Below are 18,620 nucleotides of genomic sequence, written 5' to 3'. Positions count from 1 at the left end.
TTAAAATAATAACTTAGTATACTATAAATTTGAAAATATAACACCGTGATATTTTGCATGTATTTGTAAGTTTTAGAAGGGAATTGTAATAAGTATTTTAATATTTTAACAAAGTAAAAAAATAGTTTGCTATTTAAAAAAAGTGGGGATATAATATCTAAATGAAAATGATAATTATTATCAATAATGATTATAAATAAAAAGTAATTATAAAAAACAACTGTATATAAAGGATGAAATGAAACATGTTACATAAGTCTACTGTACATGCTGGCAATAATCGCTGGATACATATTAAATTCGTATGTTTTATGAGCTTAACAATTTTATGTTTAATTGGATCTATATTTTTAGCTATTGCATTCGGTACAAAGGATATTCATTTACAAACGGTGTGGGCAGCGGTTTTTGATTACAATCCAAAATTAACGCAGCATCAAATTATTTATGAATTAAGGCTCCCGAGGGTAATTGGCGCGGCAGTTGTAGGAGCTGCTTTTGCAGTCGCTGGGGCTGTTATGCAAGGGGTAACACGAAACCCTTTAGCTGATGCAGGTGTACTCGGAATAAATGCTGGTGCGATGTTTGTAGTAGCACTTAGTTTTGCTTTTTTCCCGCATATGCCGTATTCCTATTTAATGATTGTCTCCTTTATGGGAGCTGTTTTAAGTACAGTACTCATTTTTATTATCGGATCGGCAACATCAGGTGGGTTAACACCGATGAGGCTAACGATTGCAGGAGCAGTTATGGCAGCGCTTTTACATTCGTTAAGTTCAGGTATCGCGATTTATTATGATCTAAGCCAAGATTTAGCGTTTTGGTACGCTGGTGGTGTTGCAGGAGTAAAGTGGGATCACTTGAAATTTTTAGTGCCTATTATTCTCATAACGATTGTTTTTGCGACAGTGCTAGGGCGGTCTATTTCACTTATATCAATGGGGGATGATGTTGCTACGAATTTAGGAGTAAAAACGAACCGAACGAGAATACTTGGGATGATTATAGTAGTCATTCTTGCAGGTGTATCTGTTTCAGCTGTTGGTTCCATTGGGTTTGTAGGACTTGTCATTCCGCACATCGCTAGAAAATTAGTAGGTGTTAATTATCGGCTTATTATTCCTATGTCAGCATTATTAGGTGCTATGTTAGTAGTTTTAGCTGATTTAGGGGCAAGAACAGTAAATCCTCCTAAAGAACTTGCGATAGGAATTATGGTAGCTCTTGTTGGGGTTCCGTTCTTCCTCTATATAGCACGTAAAGTTGGGAGGGAGCTATAAGTGAAAGATCTTTTTAACACGGATAAAAAGAGGGCTATTACTGTAACTACAATTTTCGGATGTATAAGTATCGCTGTAATTTTGATTAGCTTAAATACGGGGACGCTGAGTATTGCACCACTCAAAGTGATTCAAACGCTTTTTGGTTATGGTGATTTTGAGAGTGCAACCGTGCTATACGATTATCGTATGCCAAGAATTATAATCACAATGTTAGCAGGTATCGGCCTTGGAGTTTCCGGCGCGATTTTGCAAGGATTATCTCGTAATGTACTCGCAGATCCAGGTATTCTTGGACTGCATTCAGGTGCATCTTTCGGGCTTATTGTATTCGTTACTCTCTTTCATTCTATTAATGAGAGCGCATCAATTTTAATACCGTTATTTACATTTGGCGGAGGAGTGCTTGCTGCATTTCTTATTATTTTACTTGCGAGTGACCGGTCAAAAGGTTTACTTCCCATTAGACTTATTCTCGTTGGTATTGCAGTTTCAGCTGGCTTTAGTGCGATTTCGTTATTTTTCTCTCTCAAGTTAAATGATGAGACATATACATTCGCTTCTAGATGGTTAGTTGGTAACGTTTGGGGAAGAGATTGGATTCATGTCCTTGCATTATTGCCGTGGATTTTTATATTAACCCCGTATGCATGGCTAAAATCTAAAACGTTAAATGCACTGTCACTAGGTGATAGTGTAGCAGCAGGACTTGGTGTTTCTGTTCAAAAAGAACGTTTACTACTTTTAGCTACAGCAGTTGGATTATCTTGCGCGAGTGTATCGATGGCAGGAGGGATTGGTTTTATCGGCTTAGTTGCTCCGCATATTGCAAGAAAGTTAGTAGGTACTACATATCAACACTTTCTTCCGCTAGCGGGTATTATCGGAATGATTATTTTAGTACTCGCAGATACGATAGGGCGCTCCTTATTTGAGCCAAATTCTATTCCAGCTGGTGTAGTAGTAGCGGCTTTAGGAGCACCGTATTTTCTTTATTTACTTACAAAAACAAAATAAACACTTCAAAGAGGAGAACATATGAAAAAGAAACTTACTATTTTATTTAGCATTATGTGTATTGTAGTATTATCAGCATGTGGTCAAACGAAATCTAGTGAAGAGGCAACTAAAAAAACTGAAAAAAGTAATGATCCAAAAATTGCTTCTATGTCTATTCATTTAACGAATGATTTACTTGCATTAGGAATTACACCAGTAGGTTCTGTTATTGGTGGAGATTTAAAAGATTTCTTACCACACGCAAAAGAGCAGTTGAAAGATACGAAGAAACTCGGTGTTGTAACAGATCCAAATATGGAAGCATTGCTTCAATTAAAGCCATCTGAAATTTATGTTGATGAAAAATATGCTGGCAAAGATTTAGCAAAATACGAAAAGATTGCAAAAACACATGCTTTCAATTTAGATGAAGGTACGTGGAGAGATCATTTAAAAGAAGTTGGTAAGCTTGTAAACCGTGAGAAAGAAGCAGATAAATATATTCAAGACTATGAAGAGCAATCAAAACGAGTAAAAAGTTTAATAGATAAAGAGTTAGGTAATAACGAAAAAGTAATGGCAATTCGCGTTACTGCAAAAGAATTGCGTGTATTTAGTACGAAAAGACCGATGGGACCAATTTTATTCCAAGACTTAGGATTACAACCCGCAAATGGTGTAGAGAAAATTGATGGAAACCGTCCTTTCGAAGTCATTTCACAAGAAGTATTAGCTGACTTTGACGCAGATGCGATTTTCGTTGTCGTAAATAGAGACGATAAAGCAAAAGCAGCATTTAAACAACTACAAGAAACACCAATTTGGAAAGATTTAAAAGCTGTTAAAGGTAAGCACGTATACATTATTAATGACCAACCATGGCTTGACTATTCTGCTTTAGGTAACAAAATGGCAATGGATGAAGCAGAGAAAATGTTTACAAAATAATATCGTTTCGTTGCTAGGAAAGGCCCTCTAAATTTGAGGGTCTTTTTATTGTTATTATTGTTAGAATAAATAAAAAACTATACAATAAAGTTAATTCAATGTAGAGGAGATGTGCCAATGTCAGCGCTTATTGTAAGTATCCTGTTCATACAACAGTTCAAAGGACAAGGGGATAAATAGGCTAGAATAATTATCCCCGCTATTTAAAAAAAGGGGAGTTTCAAATGACAATTAATCTTTTTCAAGATAAAACAATTAAATTATCAGCTATTAGAGCAACTGATGCTGAAGTAATGGCTGTGTGGCAAGAGGATAGTGAGTATTTAAGAAATGTAGATACAGACTTAGCGTTCCCGCAATCTTTACATGAAATATCAAATGATGAGCTATTAAAGGGGCGGAGATCGAATAGTATTTCTTTCATGTTAAGAACGGTTCAAGATGATCGTCTAATTGGTTTTGTTGCAATTCATGGTATAGAGTGGAATAACAGAACAGGTTTATTAGCAATTGGAATAGGAGATGCAAATGATAGGGGAAAAGGATATGGAAGAGAAGCAATACATCTTATTTTAAGGTATGCTTTCTATGAAATGAATTTACACCGGATCGGCCTCGACGTTATTTCTTATAATAAAGCAGCCATTGCACTTTATAAACAGATGGGTTTTCAGATGGAAGGGTGTATGAGAGAAGCAGTTCAGCGAGATGGAAAGTTTTTTGATCGTATAATTATGGGGATATTGCGGGATGAATGGATAGAGCTGCAGAACAAGCAAGAACATACAGAATAAGTGTATAGTGTAGCGGAAAGGGAATAATATTCAGATAATTATAGGGAAGGAGTGTACTAATGGAAGGTTTATCTTCATTAAGAGAGTGCTTATATCAACTAGAGGAACGATTACTTAAACCAGAGGTTCGCAAATCTCAAAAAGAGCTTAAAAAGATACTTGCCGCTGATTTTTTTGAGTTTGGAAGTTCTGGTAAAGTTTTATATAAAAATGAGGATATCGATAAAAATGGAATTGGTGTGGTGAAAATGACTTTGAGTGATTTTGAAGTACATCCATTATCCAAAGATGTTGCATTAACTACTTATCGAATATTCAATGAAATAAATAATCAACACTCGTTACGTAGTTCAATATGGAAATTTAGAGAAGGAAGATGGCAAATGTATTTTCATCAAGGTACACCTGCTAAATTTTAATGGCGCTATGTTTTTTAGGCATGAGAAGAAACTATAAAAAATAGAATTGTTAAATATACTAGTCCAATATACACTAAAAAGGACAGATGATAGTTGTCTTTCTGAAATAGCTAAATTTATTTTTAATAGAGCCTTGTTAATTGAGATGTATTCAATATTATATATGATATGCAGGAGATATAACAATAATTGGCGAATTTTTACAGTGTACTGATTGAACTTATAAGGAGTTATGCAAAATGAACTTAGAAAAAGCAAAACCAGTAAATGAAGAGGTCGCTGAATTAAAAGAACTAATTAAAGAATTGCACGGAAGTGTACACCAACTTCAAAGTGAAGTGCAGCAACTAAGGCACGAAAGACCAGTTGTTGAAGTGAGAAAAGGTGTTCAATTATCGCCAGCAATTATCGGACAAATTGGTGGGATTATTTTAGGTGGATTAGCAATTATAGGTATATTTTGGTGATGGAAAAAGGTATGCGGCGTAGTGCTGCATACCTTTTTTCATTGTTTGAAAGTTTTCGTCATTTGTTGGTAAGTAAATAGTATTTTCTTTACATTAAGTAACGTAAATATATGTAAGCGTGTGATAATAATAATGCAATGATCGTTAATGGGAAGCCGATTTTTAAGAAGTCCATATAAGAAAATCCATGTCCTTCACGTTTTGCAATACCAGCAACGACTACGTTTGCTGATGCTCCAATTAACGTTCCGTTTCCTCCTAAGCAAGCTCCAAGAGATAACGCCCACCATAGTACTTCGATTTGCGGAGAATCGACAGATAGTCCGAGTCCTGTAGCTAAATCTTGAATAAGAGGGATCATCGTTGCGACAAATGGGATATTGTCAATTGTCGCGGATGCGATGCCAGATACCCATAAGATAAGTATAGCAGCGAAACCGATATCACCATTTGTTACGTTAAGTACTTCTTTTGCAAGTGAAGAAATAAGTCCGATATCAATTAACCCGCCAACGAGAACGAATAGTCCAGCGAAGAAGAAAATTGTCACCCATTCAACGTGAGCAAATATATCTTCTATTTCATGTTCTTTCGCGCCGATTAACATAAGAAGTGTAGCACCTGTCATCGCAATAACTGCAGCGTCTACATGAATAATAGAATGAAGTACGAAGCCTAAAATGGTTAGTCCTAAAATCGTAATGGATTTTAAAAGGAGGCTTTGATCCTTAATGTAATCCTTTTCATTTAATGCCATTAGTTTTTCGATTTGCTCAGATGTCGTTTTTAGTTTGTTACGATACATGAAGTAAATAATTCCTAATGTAACGATAGAAATAATAAGTACGATTGGAGCTAAGTTTAATAAAAAGGCATTAAAGTCTAAATGCTTATTAGCCGATCCAATCATAATGTTCGGTGGATCACCGATTAGTGTTGCTGTGCCGCCTATATTTGAAAATAGTACTTCTGAAATCAAATAAGGCACAGGATTTACTTTTAAAATACGTGTAATGGATAGTGTAACAGGCACGATTAATAATACGGTCGTTACGTTGTCCAAAAATGCAGAACCGACTGCGGTTAATAGGGATAGTAATAATAAAATGCGGATCGGTTTTCCGCCAGCTGCTTTTGCTGCTTTAATGGCTACAAATTCAAATACGCCTGATTGACTCGTAATATGTACGAGAATCATCATCCCGATTAAAAGAGTGATTGTTTCCCATTGAATATGTGATGTGAAAGCAGTATGTAAATCTACGATTCCAAAAATAATCATAATAGCAGCACCGAATAGTGCGATTACAGCACGATTCAATTTCTCAGAAATAATAAAACCGTATGTGACTAAAAATACGGCAATTGCAAAATAATATTGCCAATTTGCTACTTCATGTACTGAATGTTCCAAGCATGTCACCTTCTTTAAATTATGTATTCAATTGTCGAAATGTATCCCTCTACATAAAATATATTGTAGCAAATTCAAAAAAGAAAGAAAACTGTTTAACAAAGTGAAAGAAAAAATGATGATTTTACATATCATATAAAAAATAAAAAAAACACAGTGCAAATTATTAGGAAAAGTGAGCGTTGTCCTCTAATATAGAGATAGCAATTTACATTATTTTTGCGTAAAATGGTTTAAAGAGGTGAATTCCGATGGAAATAGTAAAAGATAGTTCTCTTATTCAAAATGAAATTGAACGTTTTGTAAATAAAGATGTATATATTCATTTAGAAACGACGAACGGAGCGTATGCATCACACATAAATGAAAAGATGATGACAGTTGGTGCTTTCATTCGAAATGCAATTATCCGCTTTGAACGCGGGAAGATAACTGGAACAAACCCATACCGAGTTGGTCTGAAAATGGATCACGGATGGGTATATGCTGAAGGTATTACGCATTGGGAAGTAGATGACCAAGAGCGTTTATTACTAGCTGGACATGATAATTTAGGTCGCCTAGCAGTTGCGCTTGAATTAAGCTTAACACCATTTAAGTAAGAAGGAGGGAAACTTATGGAGAGACATGTACTTGTTGTATTTCCGCATCCAGATGATGAAGCATTTGCTGCGGGAGGAACAATTCGCTTATTAACAGATCAAGGAGTACCTGTAACGTATGCATGTGGTACTCTTGGACAAATGGGACGTAACATGGGTAAGAATGTATTCGCTAACCGTGAAACGATTCCAAATATCCGTGAAAAAGAATTAAAAGATGCATGTGAAGCGATGGGGATTCAAGATTTAAGAATGCTCGGTTTCCATGATAAAACGTTAGAGTTTGAAGATGTTGATTTCGTTGCAGACAAAATTGAAGCAATCATTCAAGAAGTAAATCCATCTCGAATTATTACATTTTATCCTGAGCATGGCGTACACCCAGATCATGATGCATTTGGCCGTGCTGTAGTTCGCGCTGTATCACGTATGCCAAAAGAAGAGCGTCCAGTCATTCATGCAGTTGCAATTACAAAAAATCGTGAAGCTGTACTAGGTGAACCGGATGTTGTAAATAATATTAGTGAAGTATTTGAACATAAGTTAGCTGCACTAGGCGCGCACCGTTCACAAACAGAAGCAATGCTTGAAGACACGCATGCAAAAATAAAAAATAAAGATGCAGCAACATTAAAATGGCTGCAACTTGAACAATTTTGGACTTATAAATGGGAGTAGGCTAGAAGGATACCTTTTAGTAGCTCTTACATAGAAAAAGCGCCGTCACTTGTGATGGCGCTTTTTCTTGTTGAAGTGTGGTGTGTTATGTTTGTTGATTAGTCAATCCATAATCTTTAAGGTACGAATGTATGTATATCCCTGTATCTGGTGAATTATCATGATTGGCTCAAGAAGTTCAAAGCTGCTTATGCCTGTGCTATCATTTTTCAGATTAACCATGATTTTAGCTACAAGGGTGCTGTCTCATCCGTGAACTAGCCTACTTTCCGGACAACCTCTTTTTGTGTGCTATTTTTTCGTACTAGCCAAATACATTAGCATGTGGAATTTTTCGTCTATTACATGATAATCAAAATAAGGTCCTGGATCTGTACAGTAACCGATATTTTCACTTTGCATGATTTGGAATTCGTGGCCTGATAAATTTTCTTCTAAGTATTTTGGATATAAAATATGCTCGTGGGAATTTGGATATAAGGCTGAAATATTTTTCAAGGATTTGGCCGAGCTATCATAATACGAGTATCCGCCGACAATTGTTGAACTGCTATGTAAATAGTTTTTTAGAACGTGAATTGGGAACTTCGGATTGAGCAGTGAAAAATCAGTTACTGAAAAACTATCCACAAAAACATCGATGCTAAGCGGTTTTAATGGCAGATTTAAATCAGAATTCAAAATATAAAGGACACGTGGTTTCGGATCCATACGCTCAATTCTGTTTCTAACCTTCTTGAGCATCGCAAGAGAATAGCCACTGAATACATAGGACGCGCTCGTTTCAAGAACATCGATATATTTGGGTAGTGACACAAAAGCATCAACGTTTGTTTCCACGATTAATTTGTTTTTCAAATCTATATTTTGTAGAATTTTTTGAAACTGAAAATTAATTTTTTCAAATAAGTTAATCATTTTGGGATTGATCTCTTTAATTGTTTCTTTATCGTAAAAATAAGATGGATAAGGGGACGTTTCGTACAAGTTCGCGGTAATGATAATACCATCCTCGATAGCTGCCTCATATCCACAGGAACAAGTTAAACTCCCCGTGTGAATGTAAACTTTTTTAATCGTTACATCTTTCATTTCAAGTGGAATGTGGCACTTCGGACAATAGAGCAGATCTACAAAGGAAAGTGGGATCCCTGTAAGATTCTCTTCTTCAGATGAAGGCGAGCTAGTTTGAACCGCTTTTTCAATTAATTGGATGGCTTTTGATATGTCTTCTTTTTTCTTGGCCAGCTCGTTCTTTTTATCAATGAGCAAGTTGTTGTAGTAGTCGATATCCTCATGATCCGAGAAGTTTGTGACACGCCGATACGATAAAATTCGTTGGATTTCTAGCAATGAAAAATGAAATTTTTTTAGCTCAGTAATAAAAGTCATGTCGTCGGAGCACAATTGGTTCATTTGATACTGAGTGTTTTTTTTGTCTGGTATTAATAATCCAAGTTCAATGTAATAACGAACGGTATCAGTCGTAACATGAAAAAGCTTTGCAAATGTACCAATCTTCATAGATGTCCCCCCGATGAAAAAAAGTGGAGTTACTCCATTTTTTTCGCAAAATGAATTCAAAAAACTCTAAAATGGCTATTGACTTGGAGGAAGCTCCAAGTCATATTATTAATTCGATAAGTGTGAATATTTCGAATATTTTTGAGTGTATTGTAACATACATGTCACGAAAGGAGAAGGATTAGCTATGGATAAGATGGATCGAATGGATACTCTCTCATTGTGGACGGCGACTGCAAACAGCTATGACAAAGGAAAACTTCTTGAAGGAAATGAAGAGGCGGATGTTGTCATTATTGGTGCAGGTTTCACAGGTCTTTCTTCTGCATATCATTTGCAAAAATTAGGGAAGAGTGTCATTGTCCTTGAGCAAGAAACAATCGGATATGGCGCAAGCGGTCGCAACGGCGGGATGGTATTGCCAGGCTATAAGCCGACGATGCAGGAGCTTGCCAAGAAGTATGGTGCCGAAGAGGCGAGACAACTTAACGATCTTTCGCTGCTTAGTGTTGAACTAGTTAAAAACATCATCGATGAGCATCAAATCAATTGTAACTTTCGAAAGACAGGCCACATTGTGGCGGCTTACAAAGCTAAGCATTTTGAAGGATTGAAACTTGAAAGCGAATATTTAAACAAAAATTTTGGATATGAATGTAGCGTGCTTAATCGAAGTCAGTTGCATCAAGAAATCGATTCCCCGCAATATTATGGTTGCCTAGTCGACGACTCGAGTTACTCGTTCCAACCACTGAATTATGCAATTGGTTTGGGAGAAGCAGCTAAATCGATCGGTGCAAAAATCTTTGAGCATTCGAAAGCACTATCTATTGAGTACGGCCGAAATAGTGTGAAAGTTGTTACAGAAAAAGGTGCTGTTACAGCGAAAGACATTATTGTTGCTACAGATGGTTACTCCGGAAAAATCATGACTGAATTGAATAAAGGCGTACTGCCAATTTCGGCACGTATTATTGCTACTGAACAGCTTCCAGAATCATTGGTGAATAGCGTCATTCCTAAAGATCGCATGGTTTTTGATACAAGCAGTTTCCTTTACTATTTCAGACGTACACCAGATAATCGGATCGTATTTGGCGGTGGTGACATTCGTCCAAACTTAGGTGATGCTGTTTATCAAAGTGTTTACGATGCCATGGTTAAAATAATGCCAAAACTAGAAGGAAGCAAGATTGATTACAGGTGGGGTGGATTTATCGGCGTGACAATTGATACGTTCCCGGTTATTGGCAGATCTAAAGAAGGCGCATATTTCGCAACGGGTTATACGGGCCATGGTGCGTCTCTCTCAACATTGTTTGGTAAGTTATTGGCACAATGGATCACAACGGGGAGTGCAGGTGGATATCGATTTGAAAAGGAACGCCTCAAATCATTCCCGTTCTATAATCAGAAAACGATGCTGGTCAATATAGCACATATTGGTTTCAAACTAGTAGATATTATTGCATAAAGGAGAGGTGTTTATGGAAATTAACATGTTCATTGACGGGAAATGGGTAGAAGCGTTATCCGGTGATAGACGAAACATTATTAACCCTGCAACCGGAGAGGTTATTGCAACGTCTGCCCATGGATCAGCGGATGATGCGAAGATAGCAATTAAGGCAGCTCGTAAAGCATTTGACAGCGGAATATGGTCGGGTTTATCGGCGGATGAAAGAGCTGACTATTTATATAAAATTGCAGACCGTCTTGAAGAGAAGACAGTTGAAATTGCCCGTTTGGAAACGGCAAATAATGGTAAGGTTATTCGTGCCACAACCTATGTGGATATTCCTGTATCAATTCAATGCTTCCGCTATTATGCTGACTTAATTAAAGGCATGAAAAAAGAATCTTACACTCGCGAGGATGCTTCGGAAACGATTATTATTCATGAACCGATTGGTGTTTGCGGACTTATTGTACCTTGGAATTTCCCGCTTATGTTAGCTGTTTGGCAAATTGCTCCAGCACTTGCCGCAGGGAATACAATTGTAATTAAACCTGCTGATGTCACTCCTGTAAGCGTATACAAATTGTTTGAAATTATCGAAGAAGTTGGGCTTCCTGACGGAGTGGCAAACTTAGTATTGGGACCTGGCTCAAAAGTTGGGAATGAGCTTGCAGAGAGCCATGATGTTGATAAAGTTGCCTTTACCGGTGGAACAACAACAGGCCAAAGTATTATGCGCGCAGCTGCTGGCAATATGAAAAAAATCACACTTGAACTAGGTGGTAAATCTCCACTTATTGTGTTCGACGATGTGGATTTTGAAACCGCAGTTGATAATGCGATGTTTGGTATTTTCCACAATGCTGGGCAAGTTTGTTCAGCGGCATCTCGTTTGCTTGTGCAAGAGACCATTTACGATAAGTTTGTTGAAAGATTGGCCGAGCGTGCGAACAAAATTGTAGTTGGCAACGGAGAAAATGAGAACATTGAAATGGGAGCTCTCACAAACGAATCTCATATGAATGAAGTGTTACATTATATCCAGAGAGGAATCGAAGAAGGTGCAAAATTAGTTTGCGGTGGTCAGCGCTTAACAGAAAATGGGCTTGATCGAGGATTTTTCATCGCACCAACAATATTTGCTGATGTAAATGAGAATATGTGTATTGTTAAGGAAGAGATTTTTGGTCCAGTCCTTGTTGTACAGAAATTTAAAGATGAGGAAGATGCTATCCAAAAAGCGAATGATTCCATTTATGGATTAGCTGGTGCTGTATTTACGGAAGATATGGACCGAGCGAAACGTGTTATTAGTAAATTGCGTGCGGGAATTACTTGGATTAATAGTTATCATCTTGCTTATGTGGAAGGTCCTTGGGGCGGGTATAAGCAAAGTGGAATCGGCAGGGCGTTAGGTACTGTTGGGCTGGAGCATTTTATGGAAACGAAGCAAATCAATATCCACCAGCATGCTAAGCCTGTAGGTTGGTATGCAAATTAATTGAGCTTAACTTGCTATATAAATTATTTGTAAGGGGATATGCTCATGAAAATAGTGGACAACCGTCCGTCATCGAAAATAGAGAAACGAGAAGTAAAGAATAAACCGGTGGATGATTCAGTGCTTGGAACCAAAAGTATTCCGTTACTATATTTACGGTTTGCATTGGCAGGGATTATGGCTAACGTAATTCTAGGAGTTGTATCGGTTATCGATGGCTTTTTCGTCAGTGGCTTTCAGGAGCTAGAAATCGAAGGGATCGGAATTGGATTTACGGTCATGGTTATTACCCGTATGATTGGTGTTCTTTTGGGGGTAGGAGCCGGAGCGGTCATTTCACTTCGACTGGGGAAAGGGAAGATAGAAGAAGCTAGAGGTATTATGGGGCAAACTTTATGGTTTACTCTTTTCCTTTCTTCTTTGTTAGCTATACTTGGGTTGGTCTTTGAAAAGGATATTATGATTTTATTCGGAGCAAGTGATGAAGCGCTTCCGTATGCGGTGCAATATAGCCGACTGCTATGGATTTCGTTGCCATTAACGATATTAGCTGTTGTATTAAGTATTTTAACTAATATCGATGAAAAACCTATATTATCAATGAACAGTTGGTTAGTCGCAGCAGTTGTTGCTGGGATTGCAGAATGGATTATGGTAACGAAGTATGACATGGGGATGATGGGTTCTTCATGGGCTAATACGATTTCGCAATCAATTCCTGTTCTCTTAATCTTTTATTTCTGGTTTGGTAAAACAAAACTTAAGCCAAAAATGAAAGATATGATGATTAATCTCAAAAAGATTGGTGAAGTAGTTTGGACTGGATTTGCATCTTTTTCGAGTCAGTTCATGATGTTTATTGCAATTATTTTCACCAACAACTTACTGCAAAGTTACGGTGGTGGTCTACATGTTGCAGCTTTCACGATTCAAAACGGTTACATTACCAATCTACTTGCCTTAGCAGCGCTCGGCGGGATGACAGGACTCCAACCGATTATTAGTTATAATTACGGTGCAGGAAACCTTGATCGTGTGAAACAAGCAATTAAGATGGGACTCATTTTTACAGTTTCCTTCTTTGTAGTTGTGACAGCTATACTAATCATTTTTGCAGATCCAATTGTGTCATTTTTTTCTGGTGGTAATGCTGAATTGCAGAAACTGGGTATTTGGACGACAGTTGTATTTAATTGTCTGTTTACACTTAGTGCAGTCAGCTTACTTATCTCTGGTTATTTCGAATCACAAGAGAGAAACTGGTCGGCAACGTTTATTAGTGTAAGCAAAATATTGTTGTTCATGTTACCATTTCTATTTATTTTCCCGAAATACTGGGGTGTAGAAGGTGTATGGTACGCTGCTCCTGCTGCAGAAATTCCAGGCGTTCTCATTGCCATATACTTTATGAGAAAAGAGTTCAAACGTTTAAAAGATACAAATGTTAAGACGGTAGATTTATAGAATTAATTTCTTCAAAATTACCAATAAGAAAGAGAGATGATCATCATGTTTTTTGCGAAAAAACTTACGGCAGAAGAAGCTGGGCAACTAGGTGTTGACACATGGGAACCATGGGTAGGCGAACCGAATAAAGGAACGTGGCATGTAGAAGAACAGGAGGTTTTCTATGTGACAGACGGTGAAGTATTTATTACTGTTGATGGGAAAAAGTATCATGTTACAAAGGACTGGGTCGTTTCCTTGGCTAAGGACCTTGTTTGTGAATGGGATTGCCCAGTATTTTTGAAAAAGAATTATAAAGTGAACCATGAGATCAATGTGAAATGGGAAGTGGGCAAATGCTAAGTAGATAACTACTCCTGCGCGTTAAAAAGATTGAAAATTCAGAATAGAGATGTTGAAGAAATGTAGTGGGATTTATGAAGATAAGTTTACATACCGCCTTATGAATGCGCTTTCTTTATACGTAGGGCGGTTATCTTAAAATAGGAGGTTTCACCATGGTAGTAACGAAAAATGTACAAACGTTGAAAAATTATATTGGAGGACAATGGATAGAATCTACAAGTAAACAGGTTGAAGATGTACCAAATCCAGCAACAGGAGAAGTCATTGCTCGTGTGCCGCTGTCGACTAAAGAAGATTTAAATAGAGCTGTAGCAACTGCGAAAGAAGCATTCCGAACATGGAGTAAGGTCGCTGTTCCTAGGCGCTCTCGAATTCTATTTCGCTATCAACAGCTATTGATTGAAAACTGGGAAGAGTTAGCTAAACTCGTTACCTTGGAAAACGGAAAAAGTTATAAAGAAGCATACGGTGAAGTACAGCGTGGGATTGAATGTGTTGAATTTGCCGCAGGTGCACCGACTTTAATGATGGGAGAGCAACTTCCCGATATTGCTACTGGTGTTGAATCAGGGATGTATCGTTACCCGATCGGAGTAATCGCAGGGATAACGCCATTTAACTTTCCGATGATGGTTCCATGCTGGATGTTTCCACTCGCGATTGCATGCGGAAATACGTTTGTATTAAAACCTTCTGAAAGAACACCATTACTGGCTAATCGCATAGCTGAACTGTTTAAAGAATCAGGTCTTCCAGATGGAGTACTAAATATTGTGCATGGTGCACATGACGTCGTTAATGGCATTCTTGACAATGAGGATGTGAAGGCTGTATCTTTCGTTGGTTCTCAACCTGTCGCTGAGTATATTTATAAAACAGCAGCAGCTAATGGCAAACGTGTACAAGCTCTTGCAGGGGCAAAAAATCATTCAATCGTATTAAAAGATGCGGACCTTAGTTCTGCAGCGAAAGAAATTACAAATGCTGCTTTCGGCTCAGCCGGTGAGCGATGCATGGCGGCGGCCGTTGTTGTAGTGGAAGAAGATGTTGCAGATGAGCTCGTTAATAGACTGCTTCAAGAGGCTAATGCTATTACGATTGGTAATGGGTTGGAAGAAGATGTTTTCCTTGGTCCCGTTATTCGTGAAGGACATAAAGAGCGAACACTCGGATACATTCAATCTGGTGTAGAGCAGGGGGCGACACTTATTCGTGACGGACGTGAAGACGATGCAGCGGACGGACAAGGTTATTTTGTTGGCCCAACGATTTTTGACAATGTGACACAAGAAATGAAAATCTGGCAGGATGAAATCTTCGCACCGGTTCTTTCTATTGTACGCGTAAAAGACTTGATGGAAGCAATTCATGTTGCTAATGCATCGTCATTCGCAAATGGTGCATGCTTGTACACCGATAGCGCTAAAGCTATTCGTGAATTCCGTGAAGAAATTGATGCAGGTATGCTAGGAATCAATCTTGGTGTTCCCGCTCCAATGGCATTCTTCCCATTCTCAGGTTATAAGAAATCATTCTATGGTGATCTCCATGCAAATGGAAAAGATGGCGTAGAATTCTATACTCGTAAGAAAATGCTTACGGCTCGTTATTGAAAGAGTGATGTGAAATCATAAAAGAAAAGAATGGAGTTGGTGATTGTGCAAGCGACAGAACAAACACAAAGTTTGAAAAAAGCAGATGAAAAGTACCTTTGGCATGCAATGAGAGGGGCAGCCCCTAGTCCAACGAATTTAATTATCACGAAAGCAGAAGGAGCATGGGTGACGGATATTGATGGAAACCGTTATTTAGACGGTATGTCTGGTCTTTGGTGCGTGAATGTTGGATATGGCCGAAGAGAGCTTGCAAGAGCGGCTTTTGAACAGCTTGAAGAAATGCCGTACTTCCCTCTGACACAAAGTCATGTTCCTGCCATTAAATTAGCAGAGAAATTGAATGAATGGCTTGGTGATGAATACGTTATTTTCTTTTCTAACAGTGGATCGGAAGCAAATGAAACAGCGTTTAAAATTGCTCGTCAATATCATCAACAAAAAGGTGATCATGGACGCTATAAATTTATTTCACGCTATCGTGCTTATCACGGTAACTCAATGGGAGCTCTTGCAGCAACAGGGCAAGCACAACGAAAGTATAAATATGAACCATTGGGGCAAGGATTCCTGCATGTAGCACCGCCTGATACGTATCGCAATCCAGAAGATGTTCATACACTGGCAAGTGCTGAAGAAATCGACCGTGTCATGACATGGGAGTTAAGCCAAACGGTAGCCGGTGTGATTATGGAGCCGATTATTACCGGAGGCGGCATATTAATGCCTCCTGATGGATATATGAAAAAAGTAAAAGAAATTTGCGAGAAGCACGGTGCGTTGCTCATTTGTGATGAAGTTATATGTGGATTTGGCCGAACAGGGAAGCCGTTTGGATTTATGAATTATGGCGTCAAACCAGATATCATTACAATGGCAAAAGGTATTACAAGTGCGTATCTTCCTTTGTCAGCAACAGCAGTTAGACGAGAAGTGTATGAGGCATACGTAGGTAGTGAAGATTATGATCGCTTCCGCCATGTAAATACTTTCGGAGGAAATCCTGCTGCTTGCGCCTTAGCTTTGAAGAATTTAGAAATTATGGAGAATGAGAAACTCATTGACCGTTCCAAAGAATTGGGTGAACGACTGTTATATGAATTAGAGGATGTAAAAGAGCATCCAAACGTAGGAGATGTTCGCGGAAAAGGACTTCTTTTAGGGATTGAACTAGTGGAAGATAAGCAAACGAAAGAACCAGCTGCCATTGAAAAGGTGAACAAGGTCATTAATGCTTGTAAAGAAAAAGGCTTAATTATTGGTAAAAATGGTGACACTGTTGCAGGTTACAATAATATTTTACAACTTGCACCTCCATTAAGCATTACAGAGGAAGATTTTACTTTTATCGTTAAAACCATAAAAGAGTGTTTAGCTCAACTTTAATTTGTTAAAAAGCGGAAGGTCCTATTGAGAGATGTAATTATAAATACTGAATGAATTACTCGAAAAGGGTAATTCCGAAAGGGTTGAGTTTATGAAAGCTGATGTTGTCTTGATAAATGGGGAAGTTATTACAGTCGACCAAAAGAATGCAGTAGTCGAAGCTGTAGCAATAAAAGATAATCGCATCGCAGTTGTTGGTTCGAATCAGGAGGTTAAGAGTTTTATAGGAGAAAAAACGGATGTAATTGACCTGCAAGGAAAAACGCTTCTTCCTGGATTCATTGATTCCCATCTTCATCTCATTTCTTATGGACTAAATCAGTTGGCTGTCAGTTGTAAAGCTGAACATATTGATTCTATCGAGGCTTTGTTAGATGATCTGAAAAAGAAGGCATCAGAGACGCCAAAAGGTGAATGGATACGTGCTTGGGGCTTTAATGAAACAGCTGTGAAGGAAAAGCGTTATCCAACAATTACTGAGCTGGATGAAATTTCAGTTGAACACCCTATTATTATAACTCGTACTTGCCACCACATAAGCGTGGTGAACAGCAAAGCATTAGAAATTGCGCAAATTAACGAGAACACACCGGATCCGAGTGGGGGAGTTATTGAAAAAAATCAGGCAGGAAGGCTTACAGGAAAGTTAATTGAAGCAGCAAATATGAGAATGAGCGAGGTTGCAAGTTATACAGAAAGTGAAATGATGAAGGCTGTGAAAATCGCATCAGATCATTTCGTTGCAGCTGGCATAACAAGTATACATGACGCAGGTGGAGATGGACCTGAGAGTTTTCGTTTACTACAACGAGCTGTGAAGAGTAGGGATATTCGTGTCCGAATATATGCAATGATATGTCAAATAAATAACTCTCATGAATTTGTTAATAAAATGATCGAAGCTGGTGTGATAACTGGTACCGGAGATGAGAGATTCAAAGTTGGACCGGCTAAATTATTTACAGATGGGAGTAGTACTGGCCCTACAATTGCAACCCGTAAGTCATATTCAAGTGACCCTCACAATTACGGTATTCTTTATTATAGTGAGGAAGAAATCTATAAGGTTTTAGGTGAAGCGCATAAAAAAGGTTATCAAATCACTGTACATGCACAAGGTGATAAAGCTATTGAAATGTATTTAAATTGTGTAGAAAGGGCGCTAGAGGAATCACCAAGAAAAAATCATCGTCATCGAATCGAGCACGCGGGAATTTCTTCACCGGATTTACAAGAGAGAATGAAAAAACTAGAGATGGTTCCAATTCCAAACCCTCCATTTCCATATGAATTTGGAGAGATATATGTCCGGCATTATGGTGATCGTGTTAATCACATGTACGCTGCTCGTGATTTTATTGATCGTGGCATCATTGCAGCAGGTAGTTCGGATGCACCAGTTACTGACTATAATCCTTTATTAGGAATTCATGTTGCTGTCAATAGAAAAACCAAGTCTGGAATAGAGGTTGGTGCTAATCAATCTATAAGCGTAATGGAAGCTATTAAACTATACACATGGAATGGCGCTTATGCTAGTTTTGAAGAAGAGATAAAAGGAAGCATAGAGGTCGGAAAGTTGGCGGATTTAGTTATATTAAGTGACAGCATTTTAAATGTAAATCCAAACCAAATTAAAGATTTAAAAGTAGAAACAACTATTATTGATGGTGAAATTATCTATCAAGAAGAACAATCAGTGAAAATTTAATATATCATAGTTT

17 protein-coding genes are annotated in these 18,620 nt (G+C 37.9%); 15 read left to right on the top strand and 2 right to left on the bottom strand.

Going from position 1 to position 18,620, the window contains the following annotated elements; genetic code table 11:
• Positions 1 to 245 precede the first annotated feature (245 nt).
• From BAU28_RS05835 to BAU28_RS05810, 6 genes are all read left to right on the top strand, one after another.
• Positions 246 to 1,280, top strand: a complete 1,035-nt coding sequence (locus BAU28_RS05835) for a FecCD family ABC transporter permease (protein WP_071718002.1) — start codon at positions 246 to 248, stop codon at positions 1,278 to 1,280.
• Entirely contained in the window at positions 1,281 to 2,297 is a 1,017-nt protein-coding gene (locus BAU28_RS05830; protein WP_071718001.1) for a FecCD family ABC transporter permease, read from the top strand. It abuts the gene before it with no gap.
• 21 nt (positions 2,298 to 2,318) lie between these two features.
• Positions 2,319 to 3,227, top strand: a complete 909-nt coding sequence (locus BAU28_RS05825) for an iron-hydroxamate ABC transporter substrate-binding protein (protein ID WP_071718000.1) — start codon at positions 2,319 to 2,321, stop codon at positions 3,225 to 3,227.
• Between the two features lie 224 nt (positions 3,228 to 3,451).
• Complete coding sequence (locus BAU28_RS05820; RefSeq protein WP_071717999.1) at positions 3,452 to 4,021, top strand: GNAT family N-acetyltransferase; 570 nt, start codon at positions 3,452 to 3,454, stop codon at positions 4,019 to 4,021.
• Positions 4,022 to 4,080: 59 nt separating this feature from the next.
• The gene (locus tag BAU28_RS05815; protein WP_071717998.1) at positions 4,081 to 4,440 is read left to right on the top strand and encodes a nuclear transport factor 2 family protein; all 360 of its coding nucleotides are present in this window, start codon (positions 4,081 to 4,083) and stop codon (positions 4,438 to 4,440) included.
• Positions 4,441 to 4,679: 239 nt separating this feature from the next.
• On the top strand, positions 4,680 to 4,907 hold the full coding sequence (locus tag BAU28_RS05810) for a hypothetical protein (protein ID WP_002172778.1): 228 nt from the start codon (positions 4,680 to 4,682) through the stop codon (positions 4,905 to 4,907).
• An 88-nt stretch (positions 4,908 to 4,995) separates the two neighbouring features.
• Here the strand turns inward: BAU28_RS05810 and BAU28_RS05805 are convergent, their stop codons facing one another.
• Entirely contained in the window at positions 4,996 to 6,321 is a 1,326-nt protein-coding gene (locus tag BAU28_RS05805) for an ArsB/NhaD family transporter (RefSeq protein ID WP_071717997.1), read from the bottom strand.
• A gap of 251 nt (positions 6,322 to 6,572) precedes the next feature.
• Here BAU28_RS05805 and BAU28_RS05800 point away from each other — a divergent pair, with 251 nt between their 5' ends.
• Together BAU28_RS05800 and bshB2 are read left to right on the top strand one after the other, a co-directional pair.
• Positions 6,573 to 6,923, top strand: coding sequence for a YojF family protein (locus tag BAU28_RS05800; protein WP_000407045.1), 351 nt, complete (start codon positions 6,573 to 6,575; stop codon positions 6,921 to 6,923).
• Positions 6,924 to 6,938: 15 nt separating this feature from the next.
• Positions 6,939 to 7,601, top strand: coding sequence for a bacillithiol biosynthesis deacetylase BshB2 (gene bshB2 / locus BAU28_RS05795; RefSeq protein ID WP_025150465.1), 663 nt, complete (start codon positions 6,939 to 6,941; stop codon positions 7,599 to 7,601).
• A 291-nt stretch (positions 7,602 to 7,892) separates the two neighbouring features.
• On the opposite strand, the gene BAU28_RS05790 is transcribed toward bshB2, so the two are convergent.
• On the bottom strand, positions 7,893 to 9,125 hold the full coding sequence (locus BAU28_RS05790) for a MerR family transcriptional regulator (RefSeq protein ID WP_071717996.1): 1,233 nt from the start codon (positions 9,123 to 9,125) through the stop codon (positions 7,893 to 7,895).
• A gap of 187 nt (positions 9,126 to 9,312) precedes the next feature.
• Here BAU28_RS05790 and BAU28_RS05785 point away from each other — a divergent pair, with 187 nt between their 5' ends.
• From BAU28_RS05785 to BAU28_RS05755, 7 genes are all read left to right on the top strand, one after another.
• Positions 9,313 to 10,599, top strand: a complete 1,287-nt coding sequence (locus tag BAU28_RS05785; RefSeq protein ID WP_025150467.1) for an NAD(P)/FAD-dependent oxidoreductase — start codon at positions 9,313 to 9,315, stop codon at positions 10,597 to 10,599.
• 13 nt (positions 10,600 to 10,612) lie between these two features.
• Positions 10,613 to 12,085, top strand: a complete 1,473-nt coding sequence (locus BAU28_RS05780) for an aldehyde dehydrogenase family protein (protein ID WP_071717995.1) — start codon at positions 10,613 to 10,615, stop codon at positions 12,083 to 12,085.
• A 45-nt stretch (positions 12,086 to 12,130) separates the two neighbouring features.
• Positions 12,131 to 13,549: an MATE family efflux transporter gene (locus BAU28_RS05775; RefSeq protein WP_071717994.1), complete on the top strand. Its 1,419-nt coding sequence runs from the start codon at positions 12,131 to 12,133 to the stop codon at positions 13,547 to 13,549.
• Positions 13,550 to 13,594: 45 nt separating this feature from the next.
• The gene (locus BAU28_RS05770) at positions 13,595 to 13,894 is read left to right on the top strand and encodes a cupin domain-containing protein (RefSeq protein ID WP_071717993.1); all 300 of its coding nucleotides are present in this window, start codon (positions 13,595 to 13,597) and stop codon (positions 13,892 to 13,894) included.
• Between the two features lie 155 nt (positions 13,895 to 14,049).
• On the top strand, positions 14,050 to 15,510 hold the full coding sequence (locus tag BAU28_RS05765) for a CoA-acylating methylmalonate-semialdehyde dehydrogenase (protein WP_071717992.1): 1,461 nt from the start codon (positions 14,050 to 14,052) through the stop codon (positions 15,508 to 15,510).
• A gap of 30 nt (positions 15,511 to 15,540) precedes the next feature.
• Complete coding sequence (locus BAU28_RS05760; protein ID WP_165615149.1) at positions 15,541 to 16,896, top strand: aspartate aminotransferase family protein; 1,356 nt, start codon at positions 15,541 to 15,543, stop codon at positions 16,894 to 16,896.
• Positions 16,897 to 16,987: 91 nt separating this feature from the next.
• A complete protein-coding gene (locus BAU28_RS05755) occupies positions 16,988 to 18,607 on the top strand; it encodes an amidohydrolase (RefSeq protein WP_071717990.1) in 1,620 nt (539 codons plus the stop codon).
• Positions 18,608 to 18,620 lie beyond the last annotated feature (13 nt).

The sequence above is a fragment of the Bacillus paramycoides genome (assembly GCF_001884235.1).
GTDB classification, from domain to species: domain Bacteria; phylum Bacillota; class Bacilli; order Bacillales; family Bacillaceae_G; genus Bacillus_A; species Bacillus_A paramycoides.
This window is presented reverse-complemented; position numbering and strand designations above follow the sequence as displayed.